The sequence below is a fragment of the Herbaspirillum sp. Her2 genome, from assembly GCF_057961375.1.
Map to the genome: position 1 here is coordinate 5,160,222 of NZ_CM176331.1, position 17,991 is coordinate 5,178,212.

Genomic DNA, 17,991 nt, shown 5'->3' on the forward strand with positions numbered 1-17,991 from the left:
AGCAAAACCCGCCGCCAGCAAGGAGGCGGGCCGGGTGGCCGGGCTCCTGGAGACCGCCGCCATCGACAAGACCGCCGTATTGCAGACTGGCGTGCGTATCCCGCCAGGCCCGTGCAACGACGATCCTGCCGTGCCAACCGAATTCATCAACTTGTGGCATTGGAGGTAGCATATGAACCAACCCCTCATGGCAGGCATTCCCGCAGTCAATGCGCCCGCCTACGTCAAACACCAGAAACTGATCAACTGGGTCGCCGAAATCGCCGCGCTGACCAAGCCGGCTCGCATTTACTGGTGCGATGGTTCGCAGGAAGAATACGATCGCCTGTGCGCTGAAATGGTCGCCGCCGGCACCATGAAGAAGCTCAACGAAGCCAAGCGTCCCAACAGCTACCTGGCCTGCTCCGATCCGTCGGACGTGGCCCGCGTGGAAGACCGCACCTTCATCTGCTCGCAGAACAAGGAAGACGCCGGCCCGACCAACAACTGGACCGATCCGGCCGAGATGCGCCAGACCCTGAACGGCCTCTTCGACGGCTGCATGGCCGGCCGCACCTTGTACGTGGTGCCGTTCTCGATGGGTCCGCTGGGTTCGCCCATCGCCCACATCGGCGTGGAATTGTCCGACTCTCCCTATGTGGCCGTGAACATGCGCATCATGACCCGCATGGGCAAGGCCGTGTATGACGTCCTGGGCAGCGATGGCGAGTTCGTGCCCTGCGTGCACACCGTGGGCGCACCGCTGGCCGCCGGCCAGAAGGACGTGGCCTGGCCGTGCAATGCCACCAAGTACATCGTCCACTATCCGGAAACCCGCGAGATCTGGTCCTACGGTTCGGGCTATGGCGGCAATGCGCTGCTGGGCAAGAAGTGCTTCGCCCTGCGCATCGCCTCCACCATGGGCCGCGCCCAGGGCTGGCTGGCCGAGCACATGCTGATCCTGGGTGTCGAATCCCCGGAAGGCAAGAAGCACTACGTGGCCGCCGCTTTCCCCTCGGCCTGCGGCAAGACCAACTTCGCCATGCTGATCCCGCCCAAGGCCTTCGGCGGCTGGAAGGTCACCACCATCGGTGACGACATCGCCTGGATCAAGCCGGGTGCCGATGGCCGCCTGTACGCCATCAACCCTGAAGCCGGCTATTTCGGCGTGGCCCCGGGCACCAACGAAAAGAGCAACTACAACTGCATGGCCTCGGTTGCAGCCAACACCATCTTCACCAACGTGGCGCTGACCGATGATGGCGACGTCTGGTGGGAGGGCATGACCAAGGAAGCCCCGGCGCACCTGATCGACTGGCAGGGCAAGGACTGGACCCCGGAAATCGGCAAGGAAACCGGCCGCAAGGCAGCGCACCCGAACGCCCGCTTCACCGTGGCCGCAACCCAGAACCCGGTGATCGATCCGGCCTGGGATGATCCGGCCGGCGTGCCGATCTCGGCCTTCATCTTCGGTGGCCGCCGTTCCACCACCGTGCCGCTGGTGACCGAAGCCCGCAACTGGGTGGAAGGCGTGTACATGGCCGCCACCATGGGCTCGGAAACCACCGCTGCGGCCGTCGGCCAGCAGGGCGTGGTGCGCCGCGATCCGTTCGCCATGCTGCCGTTTGCCGGCTACAACATGAGCGAATACTTCCAGCACTGGCTGGACATCGGCAAGAAGATCGCCGCCTCGCCCGCCGAGCTGCCGAAGATCTACTGCGTGAACTGGTTCCGTACCGATGCCGACGGCAAGTTCGTCTGGCCCGGCTTCGGCGACAACATGCGCGTGCTGAAGTGGATGCTGGACCGCATCGAGGATCCGCAGGGCGTCAAGACCGGCGGCGTCGAACACCTGTTCGGCGTGACCCCGCGCTTCGATGACCTGCAGTGGGAAGGCCTGGACTTCAGCGCCGAACAGTTCGCCACCATCACCTCCATCGACAAGGCCGCCTGGGTCAAGGAACTGGAGCTGCATGCCGAACTGTTCGACAAGCTCAAGCACAAGCTGCCTGCCGAACTGCAAGGCGTGAAGGACAAGCTGGAGAAGAAGCTGGCAGCCTAAGCTGACCGGTTCGGAGAAGACAGGAAGCGCCTGCCGCAACGATGCGGCAGGCGTTTTCTTTTTGGGGTGGCGGATCTGGCGAAAGCGTTTTTTCAGCCCGGCATCAGCAAGGTCAGCGGCATGAGCGCCGCCCGCAATGCCTCGGGCAACGCCACCGGCCTGCGGCTGGCGCGATCCACGTACACATGCACGAAGTGGCCTTGCGCAGCGGCAGTCTCTTCCCCCGCCTTGAAGATGCCCAGCTCGTAACGCACGCTGCTGCGGCCCAGATGCGCCACGCGCATGCCCACTTCGATCAGGTCCGGAAAGGCGACCGAAGCGAAATAGTTGCACTGCGTTTCGATGACCAGCCCGATCACATCCCCCCGTTCGATATCCAGCACGCCCCGCTGCACCAGGTAGTGGTTCACGGCGGTATCGAACCAGCTGTAGTAGACGACATTGTTGACGTGGCCATAGACATCGTTGTCCATCCAGCGTGTCGCAATGGCGTGGAAGTGCAGGAAATCGGCGCGGCGGCCGGGTTGGGGACGGTGCTCGCTCATCGGTTCATCAGGGTCAGGATTGGTCAGCTTGTGCACCTGCACAAGAACGGCGTGCTTGCAGTAACATTGCTCCCACTTCCGCTCGCACCCGCTCCTTGGCGCGGCCGGAAGTGTTCCATCTTAAGCGATCACGGTCAGAGATTGGCCAGTGTCGCGCTTGCATCTGCGCAGGCCGATGCCATGTGTTTCCGGTGACCGCGTCGTTTTGCGGGCGCCGGCGCTGCCGATAGCCTGATCCTCAAGACTGATAGTTAAATCCAATCAAAAGTATTGATTAAATAAAATTGATCTATTTTGTTTGGCGTTCTACTATTCAACCCATCGCTTCACTCAACCCCCCTTTAAAAGGAAATCGACAATGTCCCTGATCAACACCACTATCAAGCCGTTCAAGGCAACCGCTTACCACGATGGCAAGTTCGTCGACATCACCGAAGCCACCCTGAAGGGCAAGTGGTCCGTGTTCGTGTTCTACCCGGCCGACTTCACTTTCGTGTGCCCGACCGAGCTGGAAGATCTGGCCGACAACTACGCTGAATTCAAGAAGCTGGGCGTTGAAATCTACGGCGTGTCCACCGACACCCACTTCGCTCACAAGGCATGGCACGACACCTCGGAAGCCATCAAGAAGGTCCAGTACCCGCTGGTGGGCGACCCGACCGCAACCCTGGCACGCAACTTCGAAGTGCTGATCGAAGAAGAAGGCCTGGCACTGCGCGGCACCTTCGTGATCAATCCGGAAGGCGAAATCAAGGTCATGGAAGTGCATGACAACGGCATCGGCCGTGACGCTTCGGAACTGCTGCGCAAGGTCAAGGCTGCCCAGTACGTGGCCTCGCACCCGGGTGAAGTCTGCCCCGCCAAGTGGGAAGAAGGCGCTGCCACCCTGAAGCCTTCGCTGGACCTGGTCGGCAAGATCTAAGCAACACCCCGCCGTATCGCGCCAGCCAAGCGCTGTTCTCCGGCTGGCGCTGCACTGAACATCCCTGCAGTATCCGTCCTGGCCCGCTCCCCCCGGGCAAGCGGCCGACCCCCACAAGGGCGAGGCCGTGGTCAGGGCGACCCTAGAATCTCTCAACGAGGAAGTAATCATCATGCTTGATGCCAATCTCAAGACCCAATTGAAGGCCTATCTGGAAAAGGTCAGCCACCCGATCGAGATCGTCGCGTCGCTCGATGATGGCGCCAAGTCCCGTGAGATGCAGGAACTCCTGCAAGACATCGTGCTGCTGTCGGACCGCATCAAGCTGGTCGAGCAACGCGGTGCCGATGCCCAGGGACGTACCCCGTCCTTCAGACTGAACCGCCCCGGGACCCATATCAGCGTCGAATTCGCCGCGATCCCGATGGGCCACGAATTTACCTCCCTGGTGCTGGCGCTGCTGCAAGTCGGCGGGCACCCGGTCAAGCTCGACGACAAGGTCATCGAGCAGATCAAGAACCTGGACGGCGATTATCGCTTCGAGACCTATGTCTCGCTGACTTGCCAGAACTGCCCGGAAGTCGTGCAGGCGCTGAACGTGATGTCCATCATCAATCCGCGCATCCAGTCGGTGACCATCGACGGCGCGCTGTTCCAGGGTGAAGTCGAGCAACGCCAGATCATGGCCGTGCCGACCGTCTACATGAACGGTGAAGTCTTCGGTCAGGGCCGTACCGGCGTGGAAGAGATCCTCGCCAAGCTCGACACTGGTGCCGCTGCCCGCAAGGGTGAAGAACTGAGCGCCAAGGAGCCGTATGACGTGCTCATCGTCGGCGGTGGCCCCGCCGGTGCAGCGGCGGCGATCTATGCAGCGCGCAAGGGTATCCGTACCGGCGTGGTGGCCGAGCGTTTCGGCGGCCAGGTGCTCGACACCCTGGCCATCGAGAACTTCATCTCGGTGCAGGAGACCGAAGGCCCGCAATTCGCCACTGCGCTGGAACAGCACGTGCGGGCCTATGACGTCGACATCATGAACGTGCAGCGCGCTGAAGCGCTGGTGCCGGGCGACAAGCTGATCGAAGTGAAGCTGGCCAATGGCGGCGTGCTGAAGGGCAAGACCGTGATCCTGTCCACCGGTGCCCGCTGGCGCAACGTCAACGTGCCGGGCGAGCAGGAATACAAGAACAAGGGCGTGGCCTATTGCCCGCACTGCGATGGTCCGCTGTTCAAGGGCAAGCGCGTGTCGGTGATCGGTGGCGGCAACTCGGGTGTGGAAGCAGCCATCGACCTGGCCGGTATCGTCGCCCATGTGACCCTGATCGAGTTCGCAGCCGAACTGAAGGCCGATGCGGTGCTGGTGCGCAAGCTCAAGAGCCTGCCCAATGTGACCATCGTGACCTCGGCGCAGACGACCGAGATCACCGGTGACGGCCAGCGCGTCAACGGCATCAGCTACAAGGAACGTGAAACCGGTGAGGTCAAGCACGTGGAACTGGAAGGCGTGTTCGTCCAGATCGGCCTGGTGCCCAACACCGAATGGCTCAAGGGTACCCTGGCCTTGTCCAAGCACGGCGAGATCGAGATCGACGCCAAGGGCCAGACTTCGATTCCGGGCGTCTTCGCGGCCGGTGACGTCACCACGGTGCCGTACAAGCAGATCGTCATCGCCGTGGGTGCAGGTGCAACGGCTGGCCTGTCGGCCTTCGATCACCTGATCCGGTCGTCGGCGGATGATGTGGCACCGGCAGTAGCCAAGGAAGCGGTTGCGGCCTGATTGCTGATTGATTTCAGCCAGCCAGTAAAGCAGTAAAAGAAACGCCACCGGTTCGCCGGTGGCGTTTTTGTTTCTGGCGTGGGCTATGTGATCCGATGCATCCAAGGGTTTGCGTATACGTATCGGCATGCAATGCGTGGCCTTGGCAGCGCACATGAAAAAACGCCATCGGTCACCCGATGGCGTTTTCTTGACTTGCTCATCTTGCTCATCTTGCTCATCTGCCGCCGTGGCGGCAGAACTGCCTGATGATTACTTGAACATCAGCCGCAGCGAGTCCCAGGCACGGCCGATGAAGCCAGCCGGGCCCACCGATTCCAGCGCGATCACCGGCAGTTCGGCCACGGTCTTGTCATCGATGGTCACCTTCAGGGTGCCGACCTTGGCGTTTTCCGAGATCGGGGCGATCAGCGGATCATTGCGTTCCAGCTTGGTCTTGACCTTGTCAGCCGTGCCCTTGGGGATGGTGATGTAGACGTCGTTCTTGAAGCCGACCTTGATCTTGCTCTGCGAACCCTTCCACACGTCCGGCGTATCCACGGCCTGGCCCTTGGCATACAGCTTCACGGCGTCGAAGTTCTGGAAGCCCCAGTTCAGCAGCTTCTGGCTTTCCTGGGTGCGGACCTGGTCGGAAACCGTACCGATCACCACCGAGATCAGGCGACGCTCGCCGTTGGGCACCGGGCGATGGGCCGAGGTGATCAGCGAATAGCCGGCGCTGGAGGTGTGGCCGGTCTTCATGCCATCGACCGTCGGATCCAGCCACAGCAGGCGGTTGCGGTTGGGTTGGGTGATGTTGTTGTAGGTGAACTTCTTGACCGAGTAATAGCGCTTGTAATAGTCAGGGAAGTCGTTGATCAGGTTGCGGCACAGAATGGACAGGTCGCGCGCGGTCGTGTACGTGTCGGCGCTGGGCAGACCGTGCGGGTTGCTGAAGTGGGTGTTGGTCAGGCCCTGTCGCTGCGCTTCACGGTTCATCAGCTGCACGAAGGCATCTTCCGTACCGGAGACGGCTTCGGCCACGGCCACGGCGGCGTCATTGCCGGAGACCGAGATCAGGCCATACAGCAGGTTGTCGATCGAGACCGGCTTGTTGGGCTCGATGAACATCTTGGAGCTGCTCGGATCGACCTTCCAGGCGTTGACCGAAACGTTCACTTCCTGCTCCAGGCTCAGGCGCTTGTCGCGCAGGGCGGCGAAGGCCAGGTAGGCGGTCATCAGCTTGGTCAGCGAGGCCGGTTCCACGCGGGTGTCGGCGTCGCTGGAGGCGATCACCTGGTTGGCCGAGGCATCCAGCAGCAGCCAGCTCTTGGCCGCCACGGTCGGCGGCGGCAGGCTTTGGGCGGAGGCGGTCAGGGCGGAAAGGGAAAGGACGGTTGCGGCAAATGCCGCGAGAAGCTTTTTCATCGGTGCCTAAGAAAAATTGCCAGCACGGGGGAACATCGTAGCTGTTGGTTTGAAAAGAGGGTGAGGCAGGACGGATCAGTCTGGTTCAATCGATGCGAACAACCGCAATGGCGCGCGCTGCGCCGGTCTGGCTGGTCGCACTGAATTATAAAACGTCATGTGGCATCGTTCCCAATTGAATGGATCTTCATCCCCGAAAATCCCCTCACGATACCGGCATGCACCCTGGCTCTGGCCTCGTACAGCGCCGCCATGCTTCCGGATGAACGCCGGACGTGCCGGAAACCTTCAGGCCGGAAGCTGCGCCGGGCGGCGATGCCAGCTTTCGACCACGACGTTCTTGATATGTTGCAGCTTGCGGTGAAAAAAGTGATCCGAGCCCGGAATCACCACCACCGGCAGCTCCTGCGGGCGCGCCCAGTCCAGGACGGCGGACAGGGGAATGGTGTCGTCCTGCTCGCCGTGAATCAGGATGGTATTGGCCGGGGCCGGCGGCATGGGCCACTTGCCGGCGGCGGTGCCGACCAGCACCAGGCGTTCGGCGGCGCTGGCTGCATCCTGTTGCAGCAGGCGCTGCTGCAATTGCGCCTGAACGAAGGTACCGAAGGAGAAACCGCCCAGTGCCAGCGGCAGGTCAGGATATTGCGCGCGCATGTGCTGCAGAAGCAGGGCCATGTCGTCGGTCTCGCCGGCACCGTGGTCGTGCACCCCTTCGGACTTGCCCACGCCGCGGAAATTCATGCGCACCGCCACGTAGCCCAGCGCCAGGAAGGTGCGGGCCAGGGTTTGTGCGACCTTGTTGTCCATCGTGCCGCCATACAGAGGATGCGGATGGGCCACCAAGGCCAGGCCGACGGGCGCGGCGAATTGCTCGGGATCCGGCAGGTCGAGTGCGCATTCGAGCTGGCCGACGGCACCGGCGATCTGGAAGTTTTGGGTATGTACGTTCATGGCGTGCGGGGAAACGGATGAGGGGAAGCTTGCTGCGCCCGGCATTCAGGGCGGCAGCATGATCAAACTTTCATATCGTCAGATTTTCAGGCGGTCCACGACCTTGCCGCCGACGATGTGGCTGTCGATGATTTCGTCGATGTCTTCATTGTCGACGTAGGTGTACCAGGTGCCTTGCGGGTAGATCACCACCACCGGGCCTTCTTCGCAGCGCTCCAGGCAGCCGGCCTTGTTGATGCGGACCTTGCCGGGCGCGGACAGGCCCAGTTGCTTGATGCGCTTCTTGGCGTGTTCCTGCGCGGCCTGCGCGCCCTTGTCGGCACAGCAGGTACGTTCGCCCGGCTTGCGCTGGTTCAGGCAGAAGAAGACGTGATGTTCGTAATAGGGTTGCTCTTGCTCTTGCGGTTGCTCTTGATCGCTCATGGAATGCCCTGTGGAGAGTGACGGCAGTGCCGGCGCGGGCCGGCAAAGCATCAATGATACACCCCGCTCAGCCCGGCCTGCGGTGCACCGGGTGCAACAGGAACCAGATCGCCAGGAAGGGCCACAGCACCGACAGGAACTGCGCGGCCCCGTCGAAGTTGAGGAATTTTCCCTGGACCCAGGTCTCCAGCGTGGAGAGGTAATAGGGATTGGCCGGGACTGCGTTGGTCACCACCAGGCTCAGGATCAGTGCCAGCGCTGCCACGCGCCGCTGCGCCGTAGGCGGGGCCCAGGCCAGGCCGACGATCATCAGCGTCCCCAGCATGATACCGCCCACGGCACTGGGAGAAATCCAGACGAAGGCATTCTGCGGCGCGAAGAACAGCGCGCACGCCAGCGACTTGGCCGCGATGCAGGCCAGCAGGTAAAGCGTTACCAGCCGCCGGCGCGGGGCCTGGCGGCGCATCAGCAGCAGCACCAGCAGGGCCGCGCCGGTCAGGCCGCAGGCGGTGACGATGACGTCGGCCAGCCAGTATTGCTCGGCGCTCGGTTGCGCGCTGTTGAGCCAGGTGGTGGCGAGGTCGATGGGGGTATCGAACAGGTCGGAAAAGAATGCAGACAACGGCGGCACCAGATGTCCCAGGCCGAACAGGTGGTTCTGTGGATAAATCAGCGCCAGCGGCCACAGCCACGCTACCACCAGCCCGCGGCTGGCCGCGCCCGAGAACCAGCGGCGGCGCAGCATCAGGAAGCGGCTATCCTCCAGGAAATAACGACTGCAAGCTGCGCCCAGCACGGCCCCCAGCGCCACGCCCAGCGAATTGGTCAGCAGGTCGAGATTGGAGGACACGCGCGTGGGCAGGTAGGTCTGCACCGCCTCCATGCAGGCCGACAGCAGCACACCGGCCACCGTGGCCGGCCATATCGCCCACCAGGGGCGCAGATGCGGGTGCAGGGCCAGCACCAGCAGCAGGCCCAGCGGGATGTAGCCGGCCACGTTGGTCCAGACGTCGAACACGGTCCAGTAGTAGGGCAGGCGCGCGCCCAAGTAATCGAAGGGTTTGATTCCCATGTCGCGCCAGCCGGAGAAGGGATACCAGCTGGCATAGACGATCAGCAGGGTATAGACCAGCAGGCTCACGCGCGCGAACGACGAGGCTGCCGGTGCACTGGCCGGGGTAGCGGGAGGCTCGGAGCGGGAATCGGGTGGAACGGGCATGGGCCAGAGGGTAACCGATTTCGGGCCAGGCAGCGCCGGCCGGCTGCCGTCTTTACCATTGCAGCGTGCCCGGCCCCCCGCGCAGGTGCGCTCTGCCGTTACAATGCCCGCATGACACTGACTTTTCCCATGCCCGCCGAGTCTGAATCGGCACCGCTGGTGCGTCCCGAGCGCATCGGCATGCTCCTGGCCGGTTCCGATCCCCAGGGGCAGCAACGCATCGATGTCGAAGCCGTGGCCGAGACCGGTTCCACCAATGTCGACCTGATGCAGCGCCTGTCGTCCCTGCAGCGTCCGCTGCTGCTGGTGGCCGACCGCCAGACCGCCGGCCGTGGCCGCGCGGGCCGTCCGTGGCGCGCCGCACCGGAAGATTCCCTGACCTTTTCGCTGGCCTGGCGCCTGCAGCGTCCCATGCACGCGCTGCTGGGTCTGCCGCTGGCTGTGGGCGTGGCGCTGGCCGAGGCGCTGGAAGTGTTCGGCATCCGGCCGCAACTGAAGTGGCCCAATGACGTCTTGCGCGATGGCGCCAAGCTGGCCGGTGTCCTGATCGAGACCGCCGCGGATGGCCGCCAGGGCAATGCCACCTGGGCCGTGATCGGCATCGGACTGAATCTGGCGGTTCCGCCGGGGCTGGAAGATGAACTGCAGCGCGCCATCGGTGCGGCCCCCGAACTGCAGAAGCCGCCGCGCGAAACCGTGCTGGCCATCATCGCCAGCGCGCTGGCAGGCGTATTGGAAGAGTTCGAGGCGCGCGGCTTCGGGGCCTTCGTCAAGCGATGGGAAGCCTTCCACGCCTATGCCGGCCAGGCTGTCAAGATCGTCGAGAATGGCCGCGTGCTGCAGGAAGGCACGGCCGTGGGCGTGGACATGATGGGCCGATTCCTCATGGACACCGAGGCCGGGCAGGTCGAGATCCTGGCCGGGGATGTCTCCTTGCGGTTGCAAGACGCATGAGGCTGCTGGTCGACGCCGGTAACACCCGCATCAAGTGGGCGGTCGTGGCTGATGCGGATCGGAGTATGGCGCCGTTGCCGCGCTGGCAGCAGCAAGGCGCGGTGGAACGCGCCCAGGTGGAGATGCTGGCACGGGACTGGGGGGCACTGGCCAGACAGGCTGCTCCTGAGGAGGAGTTGCAGATCTGTGTGTCCAACGTCGCCGGCCCGGCCCTGCGCGACAGCCTGCAGGCCCTTCTGCACGGTGTCTTCGGACCGCGTGTGATCGTCGAATGGTTCGCTTCCACCGCCGAGCGGGCTGGCGTGCGCAATGGCTACCGCCAACCCGGCCAGCTGGGCTGCGACCGCTTTGCGGCGGCCATTGGCGCGCGGGCCCTGTTTCCGGACCAGGAGTTGCTGGTGGCGACCTGCGGCACGGCCACCACCATCGACGTGGTCAGTGCCGACGGGTGCTTCGAGGGCGGCATGATCCTGCCGGGATTCGGTACCATGTCCACCTCGCTGGCCTTGAATACCGCCCAGCTGCCGCGCATCGATGGCGCCGCACCGCCCGAACGCCTGTTTGCGGACAATACCGTCGAGGCCATCGTCGCCGGCTGCATCGCGGCCCAGGTCGGAGCCATCGAGCATGCGCTGGCCGAGCGGCGGCGCCTGCGTCCGAACGTTCCGCTGCGCTGCCTGCTGGCCGGGGGCGCCGGCTTGTTGCTGGCGCCGTATCTCGCATCGGGCGATACGCCACTGGAAAAAGTGGATAATCTGGTGCTCATAGGCCTTCATATGGCCACCATGCGGGTATGAACCATGGACGCTGAGCGCTTGTCCATGCAGACAGGCAAATCAATGAGGGCAAGGAAGACTGGGCGCGGATGAAGCTGAAACTGCTTTTTTGGCTGTTGCTGGTAGGTAACGTGGTCCTGTTCGGGATGTCGCGCGGCTATTTCGGTGCCAACGCGTCCGAACGGCGCGAGCCGCAGCGCCTGGCTGAGCAATTGCGCCCGGAACTGCTCAGCGTGCTGCCCGCCAATAGCGACAAACTCGCGTCGCAACTGCGCGCGCAGCCAGCGATCGCGCAGGCCGCCGCTGCCGACACTGGGACGGCGGCCGCAGCGCCTGCCCCTGCGGCCACCCCCGCCACGGCAGCCCCGGCCCAGCCAGCGGTCCCGCAGGTCGCCACGGTCACGCCTTCCTGTACCGAAGTCGGCAACTTTACCGCCGCCGACGCCCGCCGCTTCTCGGACCAGCTGGCCAGCCTCAAGCTGCGCGACAAGGTGGTCCAGAAGCTGACCCAGGACGTCACCAGCCACATGGTCTACATCCCGCCCCTGGATGGCCGCGAGGGCGCGGACCGCCGCATCGCCGAACTGCGCCGGCTGGGTATCGGCGATTTCTACGTCATTCCAGACAGTTTCCCCAATCCGGCACTGCGTTCGGGCGTCTCGCTGGGCATCTTCCGTACCGAGGAGGCGGCCAAGGCCTATGTGGGCCAGTTGATCTCGCGGGGCGTGCGCAGCGCCCGCATCATTGCGCGCCGCTCGGGGGCCGGCAAACAGGTATTCCAGCTGCGCGACCTGAGCCCGGAAGCCCGCACCGCACTGGAGAACATCAAGAGCGCCTTCCCGGATCAGGAAATCCGCGCCTGCAGCGCCTGAGCGCGGCGGCGTTGTCTGGATAGGACACGCCGCATGTTGCAGTGCGAAGGCAAGCGGCTTTCCATGTAAAATCGCGTCCCTAACCGCATCACCCCATCACCTTTTCCTCATCGCATCGACAGGACATTGCCATGACCACCGACCTCACCCACGTAGCCCCGCAGATCAAAGCCGAAATCCTGGCCGAGGCGCTGCCGTATATCCGCAAATTCCACGGCAAGACCATCGTGGTCAAGTACGGCGGCAACGCGATGACCGAAGAGAGCCTGAAGCACGGCTTCGCGCGCGACGTGATCCTGTTGAAGCTGGTCGGCATGAACCCGGTGGTGGTCCACGGCGGCGGCCCGCAGATCGATGCGGCGCTCAAGAAGATCGGCAAGCAGGGGACCTTCGTGCAGGGCATGCGCATTACCGATGAAGAAACCATGGAAGTGGTGGAATGGGTGCTGGGCGGTGAGGTGCAGCAGGACATCGTGATGCTGATCAATCACTATGGCGGCCAGGCGGTGGGCCTCACCGGCAAGGACGGCGGCCTGATCCGCGCGCGCAAGATGCAGATGCCGGACAAGGAGCATCCGGGTCAATTCCTCGACATCGGCTACGTGGGTGAGATCGACGCGATCAACCCGGCGGTGGTCAAGGCGCTGCAGGATGATGCCTTCATCCCCATCATCTCGCCGATCGGTTTCGGCGACGACGGCCAGGCCTACAACATCAATGCCGACGTGGTGGCCGGCAAGATCGCCGAGATCCTGCACGCCGAAAAGCTGATCATGATGACCAACATCGCCGGTGTCCAGGACAAGGCCGGCAACCTGCTGACCGACCTGTCGGCGCGCGAGATCGACGAGATGTTCGCCGACGGCACCATCTCCGGCGGCATGCTGCCCAAGATTTCCTCGGCGCTGGATGCGGCCAAGTCGGGCGTGAACACGGTGCACATCATCGATGGCCGTATTGAACACTCGCTGCTGCTGGAAGTGCTGACCGAGCAGGCCTTCGGGACCATGATCCGTTCGCACTGATCCTCACGCGATTCAAGTTCCAACATCAAGGCGGCGCAGATCGCCATGAACCCCAAAAGGATGGTGCCCCCATCCTTTTTTGTTTGCCTTCCTCATCGACTGGAGAAACCATGATGCATCACCGCCGTATCCTGCTGGCCGTCGCGTTGTCGGCCTTGGCTGCCCTGTCTGCCGTCTCGGCACCTGCGCTGGCGGCACCCGCCAGCGAGGACACCGTTCGCCAGATCTTGGAAGTGACCCAATCGCGTCAGCTCGTTGACGGCATCATGGACCAGCAGGCGGCGCGCATGGATCAGGTCATGACGGCGGTGCTCGCGGGGCACAAGCCCACCCCGGCTCAGCAGCAGGCGATGGACAAGATGAAATTCCGCATGCTCAACCTCATCAGGGAGAGCATCAACTGGGAGAAGATGGAGCCGGCCTATATACGCCTCTACCGTGAGACCTTCACGGAGGAAGAGGTGCAGGGCATGCTCGACTTCTACCGGACCCCGGCCGGACAGGCCATGATCCACAAGTTGCCAGTGTTGATGCAGCGGAACATGGACCTGATGCAGCAATCGCTCATCGCGATGCAGCCCAGGATGTAGCAGATCCAGCAGGACTTCATGGCGGAAATCAAGGCGGCGAAGTAAGCCGCTTTCTGACGCTGGTGAGATGGACGGGGATGAGTGTGCTCATCCCTGTTTTGTTTCCGGATATCGTGGACCGACCGGGTCAATAGAGCTGTCTGACCTGCAGGCCTTGCTTGCCCAGCAGCACCGGCACGCTGTCCGGCCCGACCAGATGCAGGATCCCGATAGCCGCCACGGCCTTGTCCTGTTGGCGCAGCAGTCCGGCAATGCCCGCCGCCAGGCCAGGATTGCGCTCACGCAGCAGGGTTTGCACGGCAAAGCGGCTGGCGAAACTGTCATCCTGCTGCATCTCCTGCAAGGCGGCACCGAAGTCGGCACCGTCGGCCCTGCGCCAGGCCGCCACCAGGCGATCGAGCTTGCGGGCGAGGTCGGCATCGTCCAGCTCCTGCAGGGTATCGGACAGGAATTGCGCCTGCTGCGCCGGCGTCAGCTTGCTGAACAGGCCCAGCTGGCGGTCGGCGCTTTCCAGTTCGATCACCCTGCCACCATGTGCGCGCACGCTCTCAGCCAGGTGGCTGTCGACGGCCAGGTCGGTGCGATAGCCGTGGCGCACATATTCCTGCACGGTCAGGGCCATGGCCAGCATCCAGGGACGAAGTTGCCGTACGTTGTCCGGCGTCATGCCGAAACGCTGCAGCGTGGTCCGGGTCCGTTCGCGCAGCGCCGGGTCGAGTTGGTCCAGCAGTTGTTGACCGGCAGGATAGACCGCATAGCGCTGCACGGCGCTCTGCATGGCGGCGGCGTTCTGCGGATCCAGTTCCAGCGCCAGCGTGGGTGCGGCAGCCAGGGCTTGCTGAAGTTTCGGTTCCAGCGGATAGAAATCGGGTGCGCCGACGTGGATGGTGCCAAACAGCAGCAGCGTATGGCGGCCATCGGAGACCTGGTAGAGCGCGCCGCGCGGCGGGGCGGGCGGAGCTGCATCGGCTGGCGTCGCGGCGCGGGCCGGGGAGAGCAAGTTCAGGCAGGACAGCCAGGTCAAACTCACTATAATCAAGCGTTGCATCAATCCGGTCACTGCTGGCCTTTCTTTCCTAGCTTGCTGAAGGTGCGCCCCGGCGACGGCGGCGCGCCGGTCTTTTTATGGCGTCCAATACTACACCGCTCTGGCTGTTCGATCTCGACAATACCCTGCACAACGCCTCGCACGCGATCTTCCCCGCCATCAACACCAACATGAACCGCATCATCAAGCGCGTGCTGGACAACGATGGCCAGCCCAGCGACGAAGCCGCGGTCAATTACCTGCGGCGGCATTACTGGAAGCTCTACGGCGCGACCCTGCTGGGGCTGGTGCGGCATCATGGATTGGGGGTGGATGAATTCCTGCATGAAGCGCATCTGTTCGACGACCTCCCGGGCATGGTGCGCGCCGAGCGCGGCATCGGCCGCTGGCTCTCGCAGTTGCCGGGGCAGAAGATCCTGCTCACCAATGCGCCGCGCCGCTATTCGCGCGAGCTGGTGCGGCACCTGGGGCTGCACCGGCATTTCTCGCATCACATTTCCATCGAATCCATGCACGTGCATCGCCAGCTGCGCCCCAAGCCTTCGCGCATCATGCTGCGCAAGCTGTTGGCGCGCCACAAGGTGGCCCCACGGCGCTGCATCCTGGTCGAGGATACGGTGGATAACCTCAAGAGCGCCCGCGAGTTGGGCGTGCGCACGGCGTGGGTCACCCAGTACCTGCGCGGCAGCCAGGCCCTGCTCGGGCACATGGGAGGCCAGCGTGCGCTCAGTCGCCTGCCGGGTTTTGTCGATGTGAAGGTTCGTTCAGTGCGGCAGCTGCCGCGACGGCTCGCGGCGCTGGGGGCTGCGCGCTGACCTGAAGGGATGTGTCAAAAAGTCAGTCGGCGCAGTCGGCGCACCAGCCTTTGATGGTCAGTTCCACTTCGTGACTCTGGAAGCCCTTGCCCAGGGTCTTGCGCAAGGCCGACTGCAGTTGCGCGGCGGTGGAGCGGTGACGGTCGGCATCGGGCAGCACGGTGGCCAGGAAGTCGGTGCCATCGCTGGCATCCAGGCAGAACACGCGGTTGCAGCGGGTGCACTTGAAGTGGCCGTGCTGGTGCTGCTTGCCCTGCGCATGGTCGTGCAGCCCGTGTTCAGGGTGATCGGCACCAGCGCTGTAGCGGAAGATGCGGTCGTCGCTGGAGATCTTGTGCGCCAGGCCGGCTTCGGTCAGGCAATCCAGGGCACGGTAGAGGGTGACCCGGTCCATGTCGGCAAAGCGATCCTGGATATCCTGATGGGAGGCGGCGCTGCGGGTTTCCAGCAGCGCGCCCAGGACGTTGACCCGGGCTTGCGTCACGCGCACGCCGGCCTCGCGCAGCTGCGCCTCGGCCAGCGCGGTCACCGTCGCAGCCTGGGCGGCGGTGCTGGCGGGAGAGGAGTCGGCGGCTTTGGCTTTCATGGTCGGCATGGGCGAGTGTGCTGGGCCAGCAGGACTGGCGAAAGGATTCAGTAGCACGTGGCGTGCGGAAGCCTCCATTTTAGCCGATCACGGCCCGGCGCTCGCGGCGGCGCGGCCGGCGGCCGGACTGTGGCTCGTCAGTGACTATTTCCCGCCGCCCTTGCGGGCGCGCGGATGGGCCTGGTCGTAGACCTGGGCCAGGCGCTGGAAGTCCAGTGCGGTGTAGACCTGGGTGGCGGTGATGGAAGCGTGGCCCAGCATTTCCTGTACCGCCCGCAAGTCCCCCGAACTCTGCAGTACATGCGAGGCGAAGGAATGCCGCAGCATGTGCGGATGGACGTCGGCCGGCATCTCCACACTCTTGCCATGCGCTTTCAGGCGCAGCTGCGTGACCCGGGGCGACATCCGCGCGCCACGTTCATTGAGAAACAGCGCATGGCCATCCATGCCGCCATCGGCCTTGACCAGACTGGCGCGCAGGGGCAGCCAGTCGCGGATCGCCTGCAGCGCGGCCTGCCCGACCGGGACCTTGCGCTTCTTGCCGCCCTTGCCGGTCACGGTGACTTCCGCTTCTTCCAGATCGATCCAGCCTGCTGATTCATAAGGGCCGTCGCGTACGTCTTTCACATCAATGCCGGCCAGTTCAGAGACCCGCAGCCCACTCGAATACAGCAGTTCGAACATGGCCCGGTTGCAGGCCGCCAGGGTGGAATCGGGGTCGCGCGCCGGATCGGCCTGGGAGACCAGGCGGATGGCTTCGTCGGCCGGCAGAGCCTTGGGCAGGGGTTTGCTCTTCTTGGGCGGCTTGACGCCGTCGACCGGGTTGGCAGGCATCGTCTGTTCCACGGCCAGCCAGGCGAACAGGCCGCGCCAGGCCGACAGCTTGCGCGAGATGGAGCGTGCATTCAGCCCGCGCGCATGCAGGCGCGCAGCGCATTTGCGGATCTGGGCCTGGGTCACGCGCTGCAGCGCGGGTTCGGTCTCTTGCGGTTGATCGGCGGGGGCCAGCAGGGCGCGCAGCTCCTGCAGGTCGCGCGCATAGCTGTCCAGCGTGTGCGGCGACAGCTTGCGCTGGCTGCGCAGGAAGGAAAGATACTGTCCGATCAGGGAAGAAGCCGGGGAAGCTGGGCCATCCATGCCATGACTCCCGGTGGGACGCGCTCGGCCGCGCTCAGCGCAGCAGGCAGGCCAGCGCGGCGCTGCCGGTTTCGCCGATGCGGGTCAGGAAATCGGTGCCCATGTCGGCAGTGAAGCGATTCGGATCGGGCGATCCCAGCACCAGCAAGCCGAAGGCTTCCGGTGCCGCACCGACGCGCAGCGGCAGCATGGCGACCGACTTCACGGAGGCGGCATCGTCCAGCCAGGTCGCGGCTTCGAAATCCTTGTTGGGACCGCAGAACGGGGCCGACAGGCCATTGGCGAAGATGCGGGCGTCGTCCGAGACTTCCTGCGTGGCCCAGTTGCCGACGTGGGCCGGGCCCAGGTTCCACAGGCGGACCGTCACTTGCGGCACGTGGAAGATTTCCTGCAGGCGGTCCACCAGCACGCGCGGCAGGTCATCGGCATCGCGCGTGAGCAGCAGGGCGCGGCTCCATGCCTGGAATTTGCTGGTGATCTCGTCGTTTTCCTGGGCGATGCGCATGAGATCGGCCATGCGCAGCTCCTGTACGCGGATCTTCTCGCGCAGGATTTCCATCTGGCGTTCCTGCAGCGACACGGCGCGGCCCATGACCGGGCTGGTGAGCTTGACCGTCGAAAGCAGTTCGGCATGCTCCTCGAAGAAATGAGGGTGGTCGAGCAGGTAGTCGGCAATCAGGCTGGAATCCAGTTCGGTGGTCATCGTCGCGGGGTCTGTGTTGGAGTGCCGGTGGCGCGCGGGGAGGGGCGCACCGGAAGTATCGCGAGATTATCCTCGCTATCGGACACACTGACAATCATCGGCACCGTTCAGGGCAGTTGGACGGGGCGATGGCAGCGGATGAGGGCAAAAAGGAAGAGGCCTGCATGATTGCTCATGCAGGCCTCTTTCGGTACGACTCAGGT

General features: G+C 64.0%; 18 protein-coding genes. 9 read left to right on the forward strand and 9 right to left on the reverse strand.

Annotation, left to right across the window (positions count from 1 at the left end):
* Positions 1 to 172 precede the first annotated feature (172 nt).
* Positions 173 to 2,041, forward strand: coding sequence for a phosphoenolpyruvate carboxykinase (GTP) (locus tag ACWHXP_RS23440; RefSeq protein WP_252696538.1), 1,869 nt, complete (start codon positions 173 to 175; stop codon positions 2,039 to 2,041).
* A 92-nt stretch (positions 2,042 to 2,133) separates the two neighbouring features.
* Here the strand turns inward: ACWHXP_RS23440 and ACWHXP_RS23445 are convergent, their stop codons facing one another.
* A complete protein-coding gene (locus tag ACWHXP_RS23445) occupies positions 2,134 to 2,586 on the reverse strand; it encodes an acyl-CoA thioesterase (RefSeq protein ID WP_286864655.1) in 453 nt (150 codons plus the stop codon).
* 358 nt (positions 2,587 to 2,944) lie between these two features.
* Between ACWHXP_RS23445 and ahpC the strand changes: the two genes are divergently transcribed.
* Positions 2,945 to 3,508 (forward strand): alkyl hydroperoxide reductase subunit C, encoded by a 564-nt coding sequence (ahpC, locus tag ACWHXP_RS23450; RefSeq protein WP_008332872.1) that lies wholly within the window; start codon positions 2,945 to 2,947, stop codon positions 3,506 to 3,508.
* Between the two features lie 172 nt (positions 3,509 to 3,680).
* Positions 3,681 to 5,282, forward strand: a complete 1,602-nt coding sequence (gene ahpF / locus ACWHXP_RS23455) for an alkyl hydroperoxide reductase subunit F (RefSeq protein ID WP_121040657.1) — start codon at positions 3,681 to 3,683, stop codon at positions 5,280 to 5,282.
* 252 nt (positions 5,283 to 5,534) lie between these two features.
* On the opposite strand, the gene ACWHXP_RS23460 is transcribed toward ahpF, so the two are convergent.
* From ACWHXP_RS23460 to ACWHXP_RS23475, 4 genes are all read right to left on the reverse strand, one after another.
* The gene (locus tag ACWHXP_RS23460; protein ID WP_034331763.1) at positions 5,535 to 6,689 is read right to left on the reverse strand and encodes a D-alanyl-D-alanine carboxypeptidase family protein; all 1,155 of its coding nucleotides are present in this window, start codon (positions 6,687 to 6,689) and stop codon (positions 5,535 to 5,537) included.
* Between the two features lie 288 nt (positions 6,690 to 6,977).
* A complete protein-coding gene (locus ACWHXP_RS23465) occupies positions 6,978 to 7,640 on the reverse strand; it encodes an alpha/beta hydrolase (protein ID WP_343726157.1) in 663 nt (220 codons plus the stop codon).
* A gap of 78 nt (positions 7,641 to 7,718) precedes the next feature.
* On the reverse strand, positions 7,719 to 8,063 hold the full coding sequence (locus ACWHXP_RS23470) for a (2Fe-2S) ferredoxin domain-containing protein (protein WP_034331765.1): 345 nt from the start codon (positions 8,061 to 8,063) through the stop codon (positions 7,719 to 7,721).
* A 67-nt stretch (positions 8,064 to 8,130) separates the two neighbouring features.
* The gene (locus tag ACWHXP_RS23475) at positions 8,131 to 9,282 is read right to left on the reverse strand and encodes a VanZ family protein (RefSeq protein WP_489634928.1); all 1,152 of its coding nucleotides are present in this window, start codon (positions 9,280 to 9,282) and stop codon (positions 8,131 to 8,133) included.
* A gap of 111 nt (positions 9,283 to 9,393) precedes the next feature.
* On the opposite strand from ACWHXP_RS23475, the gene ACWHXP_RS23480 reads away from it, so the two are divergent.
* The 5 genes from ACWHXP_RS23480 (at position 9,394) to ACWHXP_RS23500 (ending at position 13,499) form a co-directional block, all read left to right on the forward strand.
* Positions 9,394 to 10,236, forward strand: coding sequence for a biotin--[acetyl-CoA-carboxylase] ligase (locus ACWHXP_RS23480; RefSeq protein ID WP_121040651.1), 843 nt, complete (start codon positions 9,394 to 9,396; stop codon positions 10,234 to 10,236).
* Entirely contained in the window at positions 10,233 to 11,033 is an 801-nt protein-coding gene (locus tag ACWHXP_RS23485) for a type III pantothenate kinase (protein WP_489634927.1), read from the forward strand. Before ACWHXP_RS23480 ends, ACWHXP_RS23485 begins: the two co-directional genes overlap by 4 nt.
* A 68-nt stretch (positions 11,034 to 11,101) precedes the next feature.
* On the forward strand, positions 11,102 to 11,884 hold the full coding sequence (locus tag ACWHXP_RS23490; protein ID WP_489634926.1) for an SPOR domain-containing protein: 783 nt from the start codon (positions 11,102 to 11,104) through the stop codon (positions 11,882 to 11,884).
* Positions 11,885 to 12,015: 131 nt separating this feature from the next.
* On the forward strand, positions 12,016 to 12,909 hold the full coding sequence (gene argB, locus ACWHXP_RS23495; RefSeq protein ID WP_121040645.1) for an acetylglutamate kinase: 894 nt from the start codon (positions 12,016 to 12,018) through the stop codon (positions 12,907 to 12,909).
* Between the two features lie 110 nt (positions 12,910 to 13,019).
* Positions 13,020 to 13,499, forward strand: coding sequence for a DUF2059 domain-containing protein (locus ACWHXP_RS23500; protein WP_489634925.1), 480 nt, complete (start codon positions 13,020 to 13,022; stop codon positions 13,497 to 13,499).
* Between the two features lie 127 nt (positions 13,500 to 13,626).
* Here the strand turns inward: ACWHXP_RS23500 and ACWHXP_RS23505 are convergent, their stop codons facing one another.
* On the reverse strand, positions 13,627 to 14,529 hold the full coding sequence (locus ACWHXP_RS23505) for a TraB/GumN family protein (RefSeq protein WP_489634924.1): 903 nt from the start codon (positions 14,527 to 14,529) through the stop codon (positions 13,627 to 13,629).
* 95 nt (positions 14,530 to 14,624) lie between these two features.
* Here ACWHXP_RS23505 and ACWHXP_RS23510 point away from each other — a divergent pair, with 95 nt between their 5' ends.
* Positions 14,625 to 15,362, forward strand: a complete 738-nt coding sequence (locus tag ACWHXP_RS23510) for an HAD-IA family hydrolase (RefSeq protein ID WP_034331773.1) — start codon at positions 14,625 to 14,627, stop codon at positions 15,360 to 15,362.
* 22 nt (positions 15,363 to 15,384) lie between these two features.
* On the opposite strand, the gene ACWHXP_RS23515 is transcribed toward ACWHXP_RS23510, so the two are convergent.
* The 3 genes from ACWHXP_RS23515 to ACWHXP_RS23525 form a co-directional block, all read right to left on the reverse strand.
* Positions 15,385 to 15,957, reverse strand: coding sequence for a Fur family transcriptional regulator (locus ACWHXP_RS23515; RefSeq protein ID WP_489634923.1), 573 nt, complete (start codon positions 15,955 to 15,957; stop codon positions 15,385 to 15,387).
* Between the two features lie 135 nt (positions 15,958 to 16,092).
* Positions 16,093 to 17,085 (reverse strand): tyrosine recombinase XerC, encoded by a 993-nt coding sequence (gene xerC / locus ACWHXP_RS23520; RefSeq protein ID WP_489634922.1) that lies wholly within the window; start codon positions 17,083 to 17,085, stop codon positions 16,093 to 16,095.
* 34 nt (positions 17,086 to 17,119) lie between these two features.
* Positions 17,120 to 17,788 carry a DUF484 family protein gene (locus ACWHXP_RS23525; protein WP_489634921.1) on the reverse strand — a complete coding sequence of 223 codons (669 nt, stop codon included), beginning with the start codon at positions 17,786 to 17,788 and terminating at the stop codon, positions 17,120 to 17,122.
* Between the last annotated feature and the right edge of the window lie 203 nt (positions 17,789 to 17,991).

Excerpts from the sequence above, each read along its gene's own strand:
- ACWHXP_RS23440 (WP_252696538.1), top strand. The coding sequence starts at position 173 with ATGAACCAACCCCTCATGGCAGGCATTCCCGCAGTCAATGCGCCCGCC.
- ACWHXP_RS23445 (WP_286864655.1), bottom strand. The coding sequence starts at position 2,586 with ATGAGCGAGCACCGTCCCCAACCCGGCCGCCGCGCCGATTTCCTGCAC.
- ahpC (WP_008332872.1), top strand. The coding sequence starts at position 2,945 with ATGTCCCTGATCAACACCACTATCAAGCCGTTCAAGGCAACCGCTTAC.
- ahpF (WP_121040657.1), top strand. The coding sequence starts at position 3,681 with ATGCTTGATGCCAATCTCAAGACCCAATTGAAGGCCTATCTGGAAAAG.
- ACWHXP_RS23460 (WP_034331763.1), bottom strand. The coding sequence starts at position 6,689 with ATGAAAAAGCTTCTCGCGGCATTTGCCGCAACCGTCCTTTCCCTTTCC.
- ACWHXP_RS23465 (WP_343726157.1), bottom strand. The coding sequence starts at position 7,640 with ATGAACGTACATACCCAAAACTTCCAGATCGCCGGTGCCGTCGGCCAG.
- ACWHXP_RS23470 (WP_034331765.1), bottom strand. The coding sequence starts at position 8,063 with ATGAGCGATCAAGAGCAACCGCAAGAGCAAGAGCAACCCTATTACGAA.
- ACWHXP_RS23475 (WP_489634928.1), bottom strand. The coding sequence starts at position 9,282 with ATGCCCGTTCCACCCGATTCCCGCTCCGAGCCTCCCGCTACCCCGGCC.
- ACWHXP_RS23480 (WP_121040651.1), top strand. The coding sequence starts at position 9,394 with ATGACACTGACTTTTCCCATGCCCGCCGAGTCTGAATCGGCACCGCTG.
- ACWHXP_RS23485 (WP_489634927.1), top strand. The coding sequence starts at position 10,233 with ATGAGGCTGCTGGTCGACGCCGGTAACACCCGCATCAAGTGGGCGGTC.
- ACWHXP_RS23490 (WP_489634926.1), top strand. The coding sequence starts at position 11,102 with ATGAAGCTGAAACTGCTTTTTTGGCTGTTGCTGGTAGGTAACGTGGTC.
- argB (WP_121040645.1), top strand. The coding sequence starts at position 12,016 with ATGACCACCGACCTCACCCACGTAGCCCCGCAGATCAAAGCCGAAATC.
- ACWHXP_RS23500 (WP_489634925.1), top strand. The coding sequence starts at position 13,020 with ATGATGCATCACCGCCGTATCCTGCTGGCCGTCGCGTTGTCGGCCTTG.
- ACWHXP_RS23510 (WP_034331773.1), top strand. The coding sequence starts at position 14,625 with ATGGCGTCCAATACTACACCGCTCTGGCTGTTCGATCTCGACAATACC.
- ACWHXP_RS23515 (WP_489634923.1), bottom strand. The coding sequence starts at position 15,957 with ATGCCGACCATGAAAGCCAAAGCCGCCGACTCCTCTCCCGCCAGCACC.
- xerC (WP_489634922.1), bottom strand. The coding sequence starts at position 17,085 with ATGGATGGCCCAGCTTCCCCGGCTTCTTCCCTGATCGGACAGTATCTT.
- ACWHXP_RS23525 (WP_489634921.1), bottom strand. The coding sequence starts at position 17,788 with ATGACCACCGAACTGGATTCCAGCCTGATTGCCGACTACCTGCTCGAC.